Source organism: Paraliobacillus sediminis (genome assembly GCF_003426055.1).
The window spans coordinates 970,911-988,126 of record NZ_QJSI01000002.1 but is presented as its reverse complement, the minus strand read 5'-3'; the positions used below and the strand labels follow the sequence as shown (position 1 = coordinate 988,126).

Annotated in this window: 16 protein-coding genes; 15 read left to right on the top strand and 1 reads right to left on the bottom strand. The window is 38.0% G+C overall.

Features of this window, described 5'->3' with window-relative positions; translation table 11 throughout:
• Window positions 1-322 precede the first annotated feature (322 nt).
• The 15 genes from aldA (at window position 323) to D2K60_RS10930 (ending at window position 16,335) form a co-directional block, all read left to right on the top strand.
• The gene (gene aldA / locus D2K60_RS11000) at window positions 323-1,780 is read left to right on the top strand and encodes an aldehyde dehydrogenase (RefSeq protein WP_117170041.1); all 1,458 of its coding nucleotides are present in this window, start codon (window positions 323-325) and stop codon (window positions 1,778-1,780) included.
• 62 nt (window positions 1,781-1,842) lie between these two features.
• Entirely contained in the window at window positions 1,843-2,568 is a 726-nt protein-coding gene (locus D2K60_RS10995; protein ID WP_117170040.1) for a (Fe-S)-binding protein, read from the top strand.
• Window positions 2,568-4,013 (top strand): LutB/LldF family L-lactate oxidation iron-sulfur protein, encoded by a 1,446-nt coding sequence (locus tag D2K60_RS10990; RefSeq protein WP_117170039.1) that lies wholly within the window; start codon window positions 2,568-2,570, stop codon window positions 4,011-4,013. Before D2K60_RS10995 ends, D2K60_RS10990 begins: the two co-directional genes overlap by 1 nt.
• Entirely contained in the window at window positions 3,994-4,713 is a 720-nt protein-coding gene (locus tag D2K60_RS10985; RefSeq protein ID WP_117170038.1) for a LutC/YkgG family protein, read from the top strand. The genes D2K60_RS10990 and D2K60_RS10985 overlap by 20 nt, the downstream gene beginning before the upstream one ends.
• Before the next feature lie 101 nt (window positions 4,714-4,814).
• On the top strand, window positions 4,815-5,351 hold the full coding sequence (locus tag D2K60_RS10980; RefSeq protein ID WP_117170037.1) for a TetR/AcrR family transcriptional regulator: 537 nt from the start codon (window positions 4,815-4,817) through the stop codon (window positions 5,349-5,351).
• A 274-nt stretch (window positions 5,352-5,625) separates the two neighbouring features.
• The gene (locus D2K60_RS10975) at window positions 5,626-6,516 is read left to right on the top strand and encodes a beta-keto acid cleavage family enzyme (RefSeq protein WP_117170036.1); all 891 of its coding nucleotides are present in this window, start codon (window positions 5,626-5,628) and stop codon (window positions 6,514-6,516) included.
• An 8-nt stretch (window positions 6,517-6,524) separates the two neighbouring features.
• Window positions 6,525-7,475 carry an L-carnitine dehydrogenase gene (locus D2K60_RS10970; protein WP_117170391.1) on the top strand — a complete coding sequence of 317 codons (951 nt, stop codon included), beginning with the start codon at window positions 6,525-6,527 and terminating at the stop codon, window positions 7,473-7,475.
• 20 nt (window positions 7,476-7,495) lie between these two features.
• The gene (locus D2K60_RS10965) at window positions 7,496-7,966 is read left to right on the top strand and encodes a thioesterase family protein (protein WP_117170035.1); all 471 of its coding nucleotides are present in this window, start codon (window positions 7,496-7,498) and stop codon (window positions 7,964-7,966) included.
• A gap of 71 nt (window positions 7,967-8,037) precedes the next feature.
• Window positions 8,038-9,240 (top strand): quaternary amine ABC transporter ATP-binding protein, encoded by a 1,203-nt coding sequence (locus tag D2K60_RS10960; RefSeq protein WP_117170390.1) that lies wholly within the window; start codon window positions 8,038-8,040, stop codon window positions 9,238-9,240.
• Window positions 9,237-10,067 carry an ABC transporter permease gene (locus D2K60_RS10955; RefSeq protein ID WP_117170034.1) on the top strand — a complete coding sequence of 277 codons (831 nt, stop codon included), beginning with the start codon at window positions 9,237-9,239 and terminating at the stop codon, window positions 10,065-10,067. The genes D2K60_RS10960 and D2K60_RS10955 overlap by 4 nt, the downstream gene beginning before the upstream one ends.
• 21 nt (window positions 10,068-10,088) lie before the next feature.
• The gene (locus tag D2K60_RS10950) at window positions 10,089-10,970 is read left to right on the top strand and encodes a glycine betaine ABC transporter substrate-binding protein (RefSeq protein ID WP_117170033.1); all 882 of its coding nucleotides are present in this window, start codon (window positions 10,089-10,091) and stop codon (window positions 10,968-10,970) included.
• Window positions 10,971-11,036: 66 nt separating this feature from the next.
• Window positions 11,037-12,767: a CocE/NonD family hydrolase gene (locus D2K60_RS10945; RefSeq protein ID WP_117170032.1), complete on the top strand. Its 1,731-nt coding sequence runs from the start codon at window positions 11,037-11,039 to the stop codon at window positions 12,765-12,767.
• 278 nt (window positions 12,768-13,045) lie between these two features.
• Window positions 13,046-13,246, top strand: a complete 201-nt coding sequence (locus tag D2K60_RS10940) for a cold-shock protein (RefSeq protein ID WP_112180538.1) — start codon at window positions 13,046-13,048, stop codon at window positions 13,244-13,246.
• Window positions 13,247-13,569: 323 nt separating this feature from the next.
• Entirely contained in the window at window positions 13,570-14,265 is a 696-nt protein-coding gene (locus tag D2K60_RS10935) for a TetR/AcrR family transcriptional regulator (RefSeq protein ID WP_117170031.1), read from the top strand.
• A gap of 18 nt (window positions 14,266-14,283) precedes the next feature.
• Window positions 14,284-16,335: a CocE/NonD family hydrolase gene (locus tag D2K60_RS10930; protein ID WP_117170030.1), complete on the top strand. Its 2,052-nt coding sequence runs from the start codon at window positions 14,284-14,286 to the stop codon at window positions 16,333-16,335.
• 85 nt (window positions 16,336-16,420) lie between these two features.
• On the opposite strand, the gene D2K60_RS10925 is transcribed toward D2K60_RS10930, so the two are convergent.
• On the bottom strand, window positions 16,421-16,960 hold the full coding sequence (locus D2K60_RS10925) for a GbsR/MarR family transcriptional regulator (protein WP_117170029.1): 540 nt from the start codon (window positions 16,958-16,960) through the stop codon (window positions 16,421-16,423).
• Window positions 16,961-17,216: the final 256 nt, after the last annotated feature.

The following is a 17,216-nucleotide window of genomic DNA, read 5'->3' as shown; positions in this document are numbered from 1 at the left end:
ATTTTTTAAAAGTCTTTTTTAGAAAACTCGTGTGCGGGATAAGAAAACATCAAACTATTGTTAGTATGTGTTTAGGTTGTAATTTAATCATATAGGAAACGAATAAATGAAAGAAGTTACGTCTGTCAAATGTTGTTATTACATTTGTCAGATATTTAGCTATTCGAATTGGTCATTATTAGACCATTCCAACAAAAAAACAGAATAAAATAACGAAAACAATAATAAAACTTAATAAACAAAACATATAAATAGTTTGTTTATGTTGACAAAGTCGTCTAGATATATGAAAATATAGATAAATAAGGAGAGGATGAAAAAAATGGGTAATTTGAAAACGGTTACAAAAAACTTTGAGATGTTTATTGATGGACAGTTTGTAAAGGCGAGTACAAATGAAACATTGGATGTAATCAATCCTGCTACAGAAGAGATCATTTCTACCGTACCAAAGGCTTCCCTAGAAGATACGCGAAAAGCGATTGATTCAGCAGAAGTTGCACAAAAAGAGTGGGCCAAACTTCCTTCATCGGAAAGAGCCAAGTACTTATTTGCGATCTGTCATGAAATTCGTAACAATGTTCATCACCTTGCTGAAATAATCGCTGAAGAAATGGGTAAGCCTCTAGATCAAGCAATCGTTGAGGTGAGTGTAACTGCAGATTATTTTGAATACATTGCTGGGTGGGCACGCAAGTATGAAGGTGAAATTGTTCCGAGTGATCGACCAAAAGAGAGTATCTTAATTTATAAGCAGCCAATCGGTGTTGTTGCAGGGATCTTGCCATGGAATTTCCCGTTTTTCTTAATTGCTAGAAAAGCTGCACCAGCACTAATAACAGGTAATACGATTGTCTTAAAGCCTAGCAGCACGTCACCTAACAATGCTCTAGCATTCGCAAAAATTCTCGAAAAAGTTGGTTTGCCTAAAGGGGTTATCAACATTATTACGGGTGCGGGAAGTGTTGTTGGAGATGAACTTTCTAAAAATCCGAAAATTGGCATGATCACGCTAACAGGTAGTACGAATGCTGGACAGAAAGTAATGAAAAATGCTGCCGAAAATATCACAAAAGTATCACTAGAATTAGGTGGAAAAGCACCAGCAATTGTGATGGATGATGCGGATATTGATATAGCTGTCCAATCTATCTTGGATTCACGCGTGATTAACACTGGTCAAGTATGTAACTGTACGGAACGCGTCTATGTGCATGATGCTGTAGCTGATCTGTTTATCGAAAAAATCACCAAAGCAATGTCTGAAGTAACGTATGGTAATCCATTAGTGGATAAAGGTATTGGTATGGGGCCACTCTCAAGTGAAAGTGGGCTACAGAATGTCGAGGACATGGTAAATCGTGCAGTTGAAAATGGTGCCACGGTTTTGACCGGTGGAAAACGAGCGGATAGTGAAAAAGGTTATTTCTATCAACCTACTGTTCTAGTAGATGTGGATAATACGATGGAAATCATGCGCGAAGAAGTTTTTGGGCCGGTATTGCCTATTGCATCTTTCTCTACATTAGATGAAGCAATTGCATTATCTAACGATTGTCAATATGGCTTAACATCTGCAATTTTCACACAAGACGTCAATAACATGATGCAAGCAAGTAATGAATTAGAATTCGGCGAAACATATGTGAATCGTGAGAGTTTTGAAGCTGTCCAAGGCTTCCATGCTGGTTGGAAAAAATCTGGCATAGGTGGCGCTGATGGAAAACATGGATTGGAGGAATTTTTGCAAACGCATGCCGTTTATATTCAATATAAATAGTTCTATTGGGAAAGTGCTAACTCACTTTCCCTTTTCTGTCTAACTTGGTAGGAGGGAAAATAATGCAAGTATCCTTATTTATTACGTGCTTGGGGGATATGTTTTATGTAAACGCTGGTAAGGCATCAGTAGAATTATTAGAGCGGTTTGGTTGTGAAGTTGATTTTCCGAAAACGCAAACCTGTTGTGGACAGCCTGCTTACAATAGTGGCTATCATGAAAACACCAAAGCAGCAGCGAAAAATATGATCAACGCTTTTGAACAATCTACTTATGTGGTTTGTCCATCAGGATCTTGTGCTTTCATGTTACATGAATATGTAGCGCTATTTAATGATGAACCAGAATGGCAAGAGAAAGCAAAACGATTAAAGGATAAAACATATGAATTAACACAGTTTCTAACAGAAGTTTTATTAATAGAAGATACAGGATCAGAGTTTCATGCGAAGGCAACGTATCATACGTCTTGTCATATGACGCGATTATTAAAGGTAAGAGAAGCACCATTAAAATTATTAGGTAATGTCAAAGGTTTAGAAATGATTGATCTACCGAATCGCCATGACTGTTGCGGGTTTGGCGGAACATTTTCGATAAAGATGCCAAAGATTTCTGAGCAGATGGTCGATGAGAAAGTCATGCATGTCGAAGAAACCGAAGCAGAAGTTCTAATTGGCGCTGATGGCGGTTGTTTAATGAACATTGGTGGTCGAATAAGTCGCAAAAGTAAACCGATAAAAGTAATGCATATCGCAGAAATTTTGAACAGTCGAGGTGAAATGTGATGCCGATGCATGTTGGAGAAAAGGACTTTACGAAACGTGTTGATAAGGGATTAGATGATACCTTCATGCGTGGAGCTGTACGATCTGCCCAAGGAAGGTTACAGACGAACCGGGCTACTGCCGCAGATGAGCTAGGTGACTGGGAAGACTGGCGCGAGTTAGGTCAAGAGATTCGCACCCACACAATGGAAAATCTAGATTACTATTTAAACCAATTAAGCGAAAAGGTTGCCGCGCTTGGTGGTCATGTTTTTTTTGCTGAGACAGCAGATGATGCAAATAACTATATTAGTCAAGTCATTGCAGATAAAAACGCAAATAAAATTGTGAAATCAAAGTCGATGGTAACGGAAGAAATTGCATTAAACGATATTTTAGAAGAAAACGGTTGTGAGGTGGTCGAGACAGACTTAGGGGAATACATTCTTCAAGTGGATGACCATGATCCACCATCACATATAGTAGCACCAGCATTGCACAAAAATAAAGAACAGATTCGCGATGTCTTCAAGGAAAAATTAGGCTATCTGAACACGGAAAAACCAGAGGAATTAACTTTGTTTGCTCGAGAGCAACTGCGCAAAGCGTTTCTTGAAGCTGATGTTGGAATTACTGGCTGTAACTTTGCAGTGGCGGAGTCTGGTTCATTTGCACTCGTTACGAATGAGGGAAATGCGCGTATGGTAACGAGCCTTCCGAAAACACAGATTACGGTCATGGGCATGGAACGTATTGTGCCAACATGGGAGGAACTTGATGTATTAGTGAGTCTGTTAACGCGAGCTGCTGTCGGTCAAAAGTTGACGAGTTACGTAACGGCATTAACTGGCCCAAAATTGGAAGACGAGGTAGATGGTCCAGAAGAATTTCATTTAGTAATCGTCGATAATGGACGTTCAAAAATACTTGGAACAGAATTTCAAGAAGCACTTCACTGTATTCGCTGTGCGGCATGTATTAACGTATGCCCAGTCTACCGTCATGTCGGTGGTCATGCTTACGGATCAATTTATCCAGGGCCAATTGGCGCTGTACTTACTCCGTTGTTGGGTGGTTATGACGATTATAAAGAGCTTCCATATGCATCCACTTTGTGTGGGGCATGTACCGATGTTTGTCCGGTCAAAATTCCATTGCATGAACAGTTGATCATGCATCGGCGCAATATTGTCGAGAAAGAAAAGAAATCTTCCAGAGGAGAAAGGTTCGCAATGAAAGGATTCGAAACAGTCGCAGGGTCAGCCAAACTTTTTAGTGTCGCAACAAAAATGGCGCCGTTTTTAGTGACACCGTTTGTTAAAGATGGCACAATCTCAAAAGGTCCTGGTCCAGTTAAAGCGTGGACAGATGCGCGCGAATTTCCTGTACCGGAAAAGGAGCGATTTAGAGATTGGTTTAAGAATAGAGCGAAGGGAGGAAGTAACGATGGCCAAAGGAGAGATTAAAAATCGAGAAGCATTTTTAGACAAGATTGCTAAAAATTTAGATAGGGAAAGGATAACGCATGAAGTTAAACGTCCTAGATGGAAGCAGCAAGTACAATGGCGTGTGCTTGCTGAACAGACCCAGGAGCAATTAGTAACTATATTGGAAAGACAATGCGATTTTATTCACACCGACTTGGTCAAAACAACTGAAAGTAATTTAGGTGACGCAATGTTAGAAGTTATTAAGGGATATGGTGGAGAATCAATAATGACGTGGGATGATCCGCGGTTCAGCAGTTTTGGTTTACAGGATCAATTTTCATCATGGGCTTCTGCAAATGTACATGTAAAACAGTGGGATGCCGCAGATGGTGATGAGAGCCTTCGCCTAGCAGAAAAAGCCGATGTAGGCATTACATTTAGCGATATTACGCTTGCGGAGTCAGGTACTGTTGTCTTGTTTAGTGATAAAGGAAAGGGACGGTCGGTCAGCTTACTTCCTGCCACATACATTGCGATTGTACCTAAAAGCACACTTGTTCCACGAATGTCCCAAGCGACGCGAGAAATTCACCAGCTTGTTGAAGATGGCAAGCAAGTACCATCCTGTATAAATTTTATTAGTGGTCCAAGTAATAGTGCGGATATTGAGATGAATCTCGTTGTTGGTGTGCATGGACCGATTAAAGCTACGTATATTATTGTAGAGGATAGATGATTCGACAAACCTCCTAATAAGATTATTTTAAAAAAATTGAAAAAAAACCGTCCAGATAGTATAGTAAATGCATTACTTTAATAATGAGGAGATTAGAATGGATGGGTAAAAATTCTAGAAAGGTTGATATTCTTCATGCTGCATCGAAGATCGTTAGCGAAAGAGGAATTTTTAATTTAACATTAGAGGCTGTAGCAAAAGAAGCAGGGATAAGTAAAGGTGGTTTACTCTATCACTTCCCATCAAAAGAAGCACTTGTTGAAGGAATGGTAGAACATTTAGCTCATAATTATCAAGAGAAAATAGAAACAAACGCTAAGGCAGATCCGGTGGAGAAAGGAAAATGGATTCGGGCTTATGTGGAAGTAACGTTTAATCAGATGTATAAGAATACAGATATGCACTCGGGTTTATTAGCTGCAAAAGCGGTTAACGAAAAATTATTGGATCCTATTCGTGAATTATACACACAGTGGCAATACGATATTGAAAATGAAGGACTTGATCCAATAAAGTCAACCATTATTCGCTTAGCAACAGATGGAATTTGGCTTACAGAGCTATTCGATATTTATCATATTGGTGATGAAAAAAAAGACGCGGTATATAAGAAGTTAAAAGAATGGGCAAATGAATAATGACAAAATTGTGAAAAATACTATCTGAAAATCAGATAGTATTTTTATTTTTTGAGTTTTTTTAATAAAATGTTGAAAATGTCGTTAATAGTGGCTTACAGCTATTTATTTTAAATGGGATTCCACCGAAGAAACCGCTTACCTATTTTGCGTTTCCTTGTATTAAAACGGACTGAATGATATAGTTTTAAACAAGTTAAAACCGTCCAGACGGTACAGTGAAATTGAATAACGAGATAAGAATGAGTACATATGTGGAGAGGAGACAGAAAAGATGAGTAAAATTTTATTAACAGCAGCTGTAACAGGTGCAGGAGATACTACATCGAAAAGTTCTCATGTTCCAGTAACACCAAAAGAAATTGCAGAGGCTGCAATTGAATCAGCAAAAGCTGGCGCAACAGTAGCTCATGTTCATGCACGTGACCCTAAAACAGGAGGCGTGAGTCAAGACATCAACCATTACCGTGAGATAGTAGATCGCATTCGTGACTCAGAAACCGATGTGATTATAAATATTACAGCTGGAGGTGGTGGTGATTTCATTCCAAGTTTAGATACACCAGCAGCTGGCGGAGATGGAACGGCTATTCAAACACCAAAAGAACGACACAAGCCTATTGGGGACTTGCTTCCAGAAATGTGTACACTTGATTGTGGATCAGTTAATTTTGGAGACATGATTTATATGAGTCCCACTAATTGGTTAAGAGAACAAGCAAAACTTATTCAACAAAGTGGTGTAAAGCCTGAATTAGAATGCTTCGATACAGGACATCTTCGTTTTGCGAAACAGCTAGTTAAAGAGGGATTGATCACTGGTGATCCAATGTTTCAATTCTGCCTTGGAATCCCTTGGGGAGCAGAAGCAGATGTAGAAACAATGATCTACCTGAAAGATCGCATTCCTGAGCACGCACACTGGTCCGCTTTTGGTATCGGTCGAATGCAAATGCCTATTGTTACCCAAGCTGCACTATTAGGTGGTAACGTTCGAGTAGGTTTAGAAGATAACCTTTATTTATCTAAAGGCGTTCTTGCTCGTAATGATCAATTGGTAGATAAAGCTATTAAGATGTTGAATGGAAATGGTGTAGAAATAATGTCGCCTCAAGAAGCTAGAGAACAGTATGGATTAGGTAATTTCAAAGGAGGAGATAAATAATGGCTGAAATGAAAAAAGTAGCAGTAATTGGTACAGGTGTCATAGGAAATGGTTGGATTGCTCGATTTTTGGGACAAGGATATGATGTTATTGCTTTTGATCCTGCTAAAGGAGCAGAGGAAAGAACACGCCAAGTTGTTAAACAAGTCTGGTCTTCTTTAGAAAAACTTGGTCTTGCAAAAAGTGCTTCACAAGATCGTTTAACTTTTGTTCCTACAATAGAGGAAGCGGTACGAGATGCCTTTTTTATTCAAGAAAATGTGCCTGAACGTGAAGATGTGAAGAAAAGTGTTTTGACTAGTATTGACCAGTATGCAAAACCTGATGCAATTATTGGTTCTAGTACATCAGGCATTATGGCTACTACATTACAACAGGGATTGAAATATCCAGGACGTGTGATTGTAGCACACCCATTTAATCCTGTTTATATATTACCGTTAGTTGAGCTTGTCGGTGGAGAAGCAACTGATGCTACGGTGCTTGAAAAAGCAAAAGAATTTTATCAATCGATTCAAATGAAACCTTTAGTTATTAAGAAAGAAATAGAAGGACACGTAGCCGACCGATTAATGGAAGCATTATGGCGTGAAGCGTTACATCTTGTTAATGATGGGGTAGCGACTACAGAGGAAATTGATGCTGCTATCATTTATGGTGCTGGGCTTCGTTGGGCGCAAATGGGACCATTTTTAACGTTCCACTTAGCGGGTGGGGATCAAGGCATGCGTCACATGTTAGAACAGTTCGGTCCAACTTTGAAGCTTCCATGGACGAAATTAGAAGCGCCGGAATTAACAGATGAGTTGAAAGAAAAAGTGATTGAAGGCTGTGAAAATCATGCTGGCGATACAAGTATTGCGGAGTTAGAAAGTAAACGTAATGAGTTCTTAGTGAAGTTATTGGATTTAGTAGAAGACTACTGGCCAGAATCTAAGCACGTAGTGAAAAATCAATAATTCACAAGGAGAATAAGTTTATGATGGATCAGGCATTTCTATATCAAGAAGTTGTTCATAAGGAGTGGGTTGACTATAACGGTCATATGAACGACGCAGCTTATGCAATGTTATTTAGTCTGGCAGTAGATGCATTTATTGATTATATTGGACTAGATTCGGATGCTCGTACAGAATATTCGTATACTATTTTTACATTGGAAACGCATCTATGCTATTTACAAGAAGCTAGTGAGAAGGAAGCGCTGCAAGTTATGGCACAGTTAATTAATATTGACTCAAAACGGCTGCACGTGTTTTTTACAATGAGAAATGGGAGCAGTGAAGTCATCGCAACAAGTGAGCAAATGTTAATGGGCATCGATGTAGAACAGGGAAAACCTGCAGCATTCCCGACACTTGTAACAACGATTATTGAAAAAATTTGGAACGAAGATAAACAATTAGAAAATCCGAAGCAAGTAGGAAGACAAATTGGCATCAAACGTTAGAATTCATTAGTCTCAAGTCAACTGGATTTGGCGGACTAATTTTCAAAATTGATTAGGAGAGAGGGATGTTGATGAATAAGATTGAAGTGAATAATTTAACGAAAATATTTGGAGCTCATCCCCAACAGGGGCTTAAGCGGTTGAAAAATGGCGAACAAAAAGATGAAATTCTTGAGAAGACAGGAATGACTGTCGGAGTAAGTCAAGCATCGTTTTCTATTAAAACGGGTGAGATCTTTGTCATAATGGGTTTATCTGGAAGCGGGAAATCGACATTAATTCGGTTAGTGAATCGATTAATCGAGCCAACGGATGGGGAAGTTTTAATTGATGGAGAAGACATAACAAAGATGAATAAGGCAACATTAATTGAAACGAGACGTAAAAAATTAGGTATGGTCTTTCAAAAGTTTGGCTTGTTGCCCCATAAAAATATAGTAGATAATGTTGCTTATGGATTAGAAATTCAAGGTGTAAAAAAAGAAGAACGTGAAAAGAAGGCATTGCAAACAATCGTTGATGTTGGATTAAAGGGATATGAAACAAGCTATCCGAGTCAGTTAAGTGGCGGTATGCAACAGCGTGTAGGGCTTGCGCGCGCTCTAACTAATGATACTGATATTTTACTAATGGATGAGGCTTTCAGTGCCTTAGATCCGATCATTCGTAAAGAGATGCAGGATGAGTTGTTAAAGCTACAGGACAAATTAGGAAAAACAGTCTTATTTATTACGCATGACCTAGACGAGGCATTAAAACTGGGAGATCGTATTGCCATCATGAAGGACGGAAGAATTGTTCAAGTTGGTACATCGGAACAAATTTTAGAAAATCCTGCAAATGATTATGTTTCTAATTTTGTTAAGGATGTAGATCGTTCAAAAGTGTTAGAAGCATCGCATGTCATGAAAAAACCAGAAGTGTTAATGACCTATAAAGATGGCCCACGCGTAGCGGTTCGAAAAATGGAAGAAGCAGGAGCGTCAAGCATCTTTGTTGTAGATAAAGAAAAGAACTTTAAAGGTTTACTAACAATTGATGATGCGATAAGAGCTTATGAAGAAACGATATCGATGGAAGAAGTACTAATTGTTGAAGGTATTCATTCAACTAGTAAAGATACAGCATTAAATGAGTTAATTGGGATTGCGGTAGATACAAAATACCCCATTGTTGTCATAGAGGATGGAAAGTTATTAGGGATAATATCTCGTGTTTCAATCTTGGCTGGGCTAGTACTTGGTAAGGAAAAAACGGAGGTGATACCGTCATGAATTATTTTCAATTACCTTTAGAAAAATGGACAAATATGTTTGTTAATGACTGGTTGCTTCCTGAAATGAGTGGTTTTTTTGATAAAATCAGTAATGTCCTTAGTTCATTTGTTGAAGGCGTAACGAATTTATTAATTGTTATACCTCCAGAAATCATTGCTATTGTACTCATACTTCTATCGTGGAAGTTTGCTGGTAGAAGTATTGCGGTTTTTAGCTTAGTTGGTTGTATCTATATTGGTTCTGTTGACCTTTGGACCGAAACCATGCAAACACTTTCGATTGTTATTGTTTCTACAATCATTTCGGTAATATTGGGTGTTCCAATTGGGATTCTAAGTGCTAAAAACCAAGTTGTCGACCGAATTGTCCGACCAATCTTAGACTTTATGCAGACGTTACCTATCTTTGTTTATCTAATACCAGCGATCTTATTATTTGGTCTTGGTGGCGTGCCAGCAGTTATTGCAACATTTGTATTTGCGACCCCACCAGCTGTAAGGATGACAAGATTAGGAATCATTCAAGTTCCTGAAGAAGTAGTTGAAGCATCATTAGCTTTTGGAACAACACCATGGCAATTGTTGCTTAAAGCACAACTACCTTTAGCTTTACCTACGATTATGGCAGGTGTGAATCAAACGATTATGTTAGCACTATCTATGGCTGTAGTTGCATCGATGATTGGTGCACCAGGTTTAGGATCAGCCGTATTAAAAGGTATTTCAACAGTTAATGTAGGTCTCGGTTTGACTGCAGGATTAGCAATTGTTGTAATTGCAATTATTCTTGACCGGATAACGCAAGGTTTAGGTAGTAAATTATAAAAATAAAAGAGGAGAGTTAAAATGAAAAAAGTAGTATTAGGTATAATAGGTGTATTATTAGTAGGATTAATTGTAGCTTGTGGACAAGATGAGGATGCAACAGACGGAGAAACGCAAGAAGAAACAAGTAATAGTCAAACGATTACATTAGGTGTAACACCATGGACGAGTACTGTTCCGCCAACAGAAATTGCTAGTCTGATTTTACAGGACATGGGATATGAAATAGAGCAAACACAAGCTGATGCAGGTAGTGTTTACGTTGGGTTATCAGGTGGCGATATTGACGTGTTTATGGATTCTTGGCTTCCGGTTCATGATGTATATTTAGAGAAATATTCGGATTCGATTGAGGAAACCGCTATGAGTTATGATAATGCAGCTTCAGGTTGGGTAGTTCCAACGTATATGGAAGATATTAATTCTATAGCTGATATTAAAGGAATAGAAGATGAGTTTGATAATGAGATGTATGGAATTGAAGATGGTGCGAGTGTAACAGGTGTTATTGATGAGTTAATTGAAGGTTACGATTTAGATATAGAGCAAGTTAATTCTTCTGAAGGTGGCATGATTGCACAAGCAATGCGTAAAATGGAAAATGAAGAGCCGGTTATTTTTTATGGATGGCGCCCACACTCGATGTTTAACAAATTTGATCTGAAAGTACTTGAAGAGGAAAAAGGATTCTTTGAATCAGCATCAGTTCATGTCATTACAAACAACGAATTACAAGAAACAGCTCCAGACGCGTATGAATTTTTAAGCAATTGGAGTATTCCGATTGATGATGTTGAAGAAATGATAGTTAAGATTGAAGAGGACGAAATCGAACCAAAAGTAGTGGCCCAAGAGTGGATTGATAATAATCAAGATAAAGTAGACGAAATGTTGGGTAAATAATAGTTTTTAAAAGTCTGTGTTGACATGAGTCAGCACAGGCTTTTTAAACAGAAAGGATGATCCATGGTGACTAAAAAAGAGCACGTAATAGTTGATAGAGAAGTTTCTTGTACGTTAAGGGATGGGATTAGGCTGTATGCGAATATTTATCGTCCACAAGAGGCTGGTGCATACCCTACATTGTTAACAAGATTACCTTATAACAAAAACCTTCCCGATTTTTCTCATAGATATATTGATCCGATTCGTTTAGCGATGGACGGATATGTGGTTATTATTCAAGATGTCAGGGGTAGATTTGCTTCTGAAGGAGAGTTTGAACCTTTTGCTCAAGAGGGAAAAGATGGCTATGATGCTGTAGAATGGGCCGCTACCTTACCATATTCTAATGGGAAGGTCGGAATGTTTGGTTTATCTTACTATGCATATACGCAGCTGTACGCTATGGTTGAGCGTCCACCCGCACTAAAAGCTATATTTCCAGCAATGGTAGGTAATATCTTTAAAGAAGCCTTTGGTAAAGGTGGTGTATTAGAATTAGCGTCTGCAGAAACATGGATGTTGGACTCAATAGCATCGGATTATTTAAAAAGAAAACAAGAAAGAAATCAATATAATGAAACGATAAAAGAAATCACCAACGATTTAAACCAGATTGAAGAATGGCATGGATTTACACCAATTAAAGATTGGCCACCAGTCATGAAACATACAGAATTACATGAAATTTATAGTAACTATATGAGTCAAGTATATAGTAAAAAGGCTATCGCAAATGTTAGTCATATAGATCCAAAGCAAATTGATATCCCAGCTTACCATCTTGCAGGTTGGTATGATAACTTTTTAGGGCAAACATTAACAAATTATCAAGAAATGAGTGAATCGAACGACAATCAAAAATTAATGATTGGTCCATGGGGGCATGGAATGTTTTACTCAGAACTCGGTGAACAATCGTTTGGAGTAAATGCTTCTGGGGCTTCCATTGATGGTAAAAATGATATTACTTCCCTTCACAACAGATGGTTTGATCAATGGTTAAAAAATAAAGATTTTCCACTGGATGATCAAGATCCAATTAAAATATTTGTGATGGGTACAAATGAATGGCGCACAGAAAAAGAATGGCCACTTAAACGGACGCAATACACACCCTACTATTTTCATAGTGATGGGCAAGCGAATACAACAATGAGTTCTGGAAGTCTAACGATCCATCCTCCTGTTAAAGAGAAGTGCGATCACTATACCCATGATCCTGAAATTCCTGTAAGAACAAACGGTGGGGGCATCTTATTTTATAACGGTAAAGGAGCGGGCCCACGAAATCAGAGGGTTACGGAGGAGCGAGAGGATGTATTGGTGTATACATCAGCACCATTACATGAGGCTCTAGAGGTAACAGGCTGGGTTAAAGTTATTTTATGGGTATCCACGGATGCTCCTGACACGGATTTCTCTGCTAAGTTAGTAGACGTTTTTCCTGATGGTAGAGCGTATAATCTGACGGATGGGATTGTTAGAGCGAAGTATCGACACGGTAAGGAGAAAAAAGCGAGCATGAATGGTGAAATTATTCAGCTGGAGATTGATTTATGGGCTACTAGTAATGTATTCTTACCAGGTCACGCAATAAGAATCGATATAGCTTCGAGTGATTTCCCAAGATACGATGTGAATCCCAATACAGGAGATACAACATTAGATACAGTAAAAGTGGTAAAAGCAAAGCAAACGGTGTACCATCAAACAGAATATCCATCCCATGTTTTGTTGCCAGTGATACCAAAATGAGCTAGCGATAGGTGACATATAAAACTATTGAGACTGCCTTAACGTGCGTGATTTTGATGAAAAGGCGGTCAATTTTTCTGAGATATTTTATATTATCAATTGATATGTGGTGAAAAAAATATTTAATAACTTGCATTATTTAAAAACACATGCTATAGTAAAGAAGTTATTCGTGTTTGGTATGCAAGGAGTAAGTATTTAAACTTTTCGCCTTTGATATCTAATTGAGCATTAATAGTAATAAAATGTGGAATTTATCCACCTAGGAGGAAACAAACATGCAAGAAGGTACAGTAAAATGGTTTAACGCAGACAAAGGTTTTGGTTTCATCGAAATTGACGGAGGAGAAGACGTATTCGTTCATTTCTCAGCTATCCAAGGCGAAGGATTTAAATCACTTGACGAAGGTCAAAAAGTTACATTTGAAACTGAAGAAGGCCAACGCGGACTTCAAGCTACTAATGTAAACAAAGCGTAATAGCTTTATAATGAAAGGACTCTATTCTGTAGAGTCCTTTTTTATTTGTAAAAAAGAGTCAGGATCTGTTAAGCGACAAATTGTCGTAATGCAGTTTCTGGCTCTTTTTTTGTTTGATAAGCGAGCGATAATCCGGCGGAATTGAGCAGTAATACCAATGGAAGGATACATTAATCGTGAGGAGCTTGATTAGTTTTTTTACCAAACTGCCTTTGACAAAAAAACTGAGTTTGTTATAATGAACGTGTTCACGAAAAAAACACGTTCATAAAAAAATGCGTTATAAATAGACAAGATAAGAGCTAGTAGAAAGGGAAAAGTTGATGAAAAATGAAAGGAAGGAAATACAACGAACAAGGATGTGGCGCTATTTTCTGGATGCTGCCACGGAAATGATTGAGGAGGATGGGATCGATCACGTTACGATTCGAAAAATTGCAGATCGTGCTGGTTATACAAGTTCCACTGCTTACAATTATTTTAAGGATCTTTCGCATTTAAAGTTTTTTGCATCAATGCGTTTTACAACAGACTATATTAATGATTTACCAAATTATCTAAATAAAGGTGGAAATACGATAGAGAGCTGGCTATATTCATGGGAATGTTTTTGTATGCATTCTTTTGAAAGACCAGAGATCTATGAACTCATTTTTATGGAAGACCTAGGTGGTTCTGTGGATGATTTATTAGATGATTATTACAAGATCTATAAAGAAGATTTAATCGGATTACCTGATGAAATCAAACCAATTGTATTGGAATTGAATTTTTCGAAAAGAAGTGTACTCTATCTAAAAGATGCTGTGGATGAAGGATTTATCAGGCAGGAAGATGTCGATTTATTAGCTGATACAACATTGATGATTTGGAAGGGTATGATGAATACCGTATTAAATCGACGTAGAAGTTATACCAAGGAAGAAGCTGTCAGACAGACCCTTTCTTTCGTTTATGAATTTGTCCGACGTGTTGTTGTGACAGACAAGCAAAAAGAAATTAATTTCACCATAAGATAAGACGAGAGGTTGAGTGTAGTGGTTTTTAATATTAAAGATTCAGATAAACGTACAGTAAAAACTGATTACCCAAGAGAAATTAAACAGATAGAGCATGTATGGATTCCAATGTCTGATGGTGCTAAGTTAGCTGCGACAATCTGGCTTCCGACAGATGCAGTGGAAAATCCGGTACCAGCTATTTTGGAATATATTCCATATCGCAAAAATGATTTTACTGCTATTCGAGATTCGGCGCGACATCCATATTTTGCAGGTCACGGTTATGCAAGTATCCGTGTTGATATTCGTGGTTCAGGAGATTCTGATGGTATTTTACTAGATGAGTATATCAAGCAAGAACAAGATGATGCCTTGGAGATCTTCGATTGGATTGTCAAACAGAATTGGTCAACAGGTTCAATTGGAATGATCGGTAAATCGTGGGGAGGATTTAATGGTTTGCAAGTTGCTGCAAGACAACACCCTGCATTAAAAACAATCATCACACTAGATTCGACAGATGACAGGTATGCAGATGATGTACATTATCGCGGTGGAAACGTGTTAGCTTCTGACATGCTTTGGTGGTCATCGACTATGTTTGTTTATAATGCAAGACCACAAGATCCGCAAGTAGTGGGTAAAAGTTGGAAAGAGAATTGGTTAGATCGTCTAGAAAACACTCCACCATTAGTTGAAGAATGGATGAGACACCAACGCAGAGATGCTTATTGGAAGCATGGATCGATATGTGAAGATTATTCAGCTATTCAAATCCCTGTATTTACGGTTAGTGGATGGCAAGATGCGTATACGAATACGGTTTTCCGTCTGCTTGAAAATCTACCAAAAGAAAGTAAAGGGCTGATTGGACCATGGGCACATGAATACCCTGAAGTGGCGACACCTGATCCAGCAATTGGTTTTTTACAAGAGTGTTTACGTTGGTGGGATCAATGGTTAAAAGGAATTGATACAGGAATAATGGATGAACCCAAATTAACTTCTTGGATTCAAGATAGCGCATTACCACAAGTAACGTATACAGAACGCCCAGGTAAATGGGTTGGTGATACGTCATGGCCGTCTGCTAATGTAACAGACAAATCGTTGTTGTTAGCAAATGGAAAACTTACGAATCAAAGTAAGGAAGGCGAGCAAGTTCTGATACCAAGTGTACAGGAACATGGTTTTTATACAGGTGTATTCTGTCCATTCGGCCAACCTGGTGATTTACCTGGTGATCAACGTCTTGAAAACGGAAAATCAGTTGTCTATACTTCGGATCCATTTGAAGAAACAACAGAACTTTTAGGCCATCCTATATTTCATGCGGAAATTGCATCAGATCAAGAAAATGCACTGCTAAATGTCCGACTATGTGATAAAGCGCCAACCGGGGAATCGACGTTAATTAGCTGGGGTATGTTAAATCTGACACATCTTGCATCGCATGAACATCCAGAAAAACTGAAACCAGGTAAGAAATATAAGGTGGAAATTAAATTAGATGCACTAGGGCAGCAATTACCTAAAGGACATCAACTAGAACTAGCCATTTCACCAACATCTTGGCCACAAGCTTGGCCGTCAGCTAAACCCGTTACGCTCACGCTTTATAGTGGAAAAGAGACGAGGTTGACGATACCAGTACGAACGCCACAGCCTGAAGATGTTCACGCAGGTAACTTTGAAGCACCAGAAACGGCAGAAATAATGGAAAAAGAAATACTGCGCGCAGAAAAGCGGACACGTGAAGTTAGACACGATCTAATTAATGGGATCTGGAAATTAGAAGATTTCTCTGATGAAGGGGAAAGAAGACTTCCACACAATGGCATGGAGTATGGTAGTACGAATGCAAATACTTTTACTATAGAAGAAAACAATCCACTATCAGCACGTGTCCAATGTGATTGGGAATTAAAATTAGGTAGAGAAGACTGGCAAACGAAACTAGTAAGTAGTAGTGAAATGACCAGTGACGAAACGACTTTCTTCCTAACTAATATTTTGACAGCTTATGAAAATGATGAAGAAGTATTCCACAAAGAATGGAAAACAGAAATACCAAGGGATTTTGTTTAGTAAAATACCCAAGGGATTTTGTTTAAAAGATTTCCGAGGAAATAAAAAAATAGTAAGCATCCCGAGCGATGCTTACTAACCAATCTTACTTTTCAATTTTTCTAGGGACATGATTAAAGATTTCATTTGATTCAAAGAAATCAACTAAACGTTCAATCCACTCAAAGTATTCTTTCGACTTTTCGGATTCTTCGAACATCATTTTTGCTTGTTGTTTTGCTTCATCATCTAGCGTTTGATCTTGAAGTGCTTTCTTTAAGTCTAATTGATTTTTTTGTTCCAAATGTTTATTGCGTTGAACAACCTTTTTCCAGTTAGATGTAAAAAGGGAAACGAAATTTTGATAATAGTCTGCGTCGATTGTATAAAAGTCTTTGCGAGAACCTTTGATGAAAACTTTTTCGGCAAGATTTAGTTCGACCATTTCTCTTAGAACTTGACTCATTCTTGTTTTACTCATGCCTGTTTTATCAGCAAGTGTACCTAAGTCAAGTGGCTCGCCTGCATAATAAATGAAGGCATAAACCCGACCGATTGTAGCTGGAAAACCATAAGATTTCATGTTTTCAGCTATCTGTTCTATCGTGCGATTATGTACTGTTTCTATATAGTGATTATTTTCCATGAATACCAACTCTTTTAAATTTATTTAGTAACAGATTAGCATAGTTGGTACAAAATAGAAAGTGGCTAATCGTGACGAAAAACAGAGAATTATGGAGTAAATGTATAAATCTAAATGGCGTGCACTTTGTAAACTTAATATTTTATAAAGTTTGTGCAATTATAAGTTTATACGGCGTTTTATTCTTTTACAGATCAACTATATAATTGTATGAGTGAAAGCACGTGAAAAATTACTTTTTGAAAGATGAGGGGGA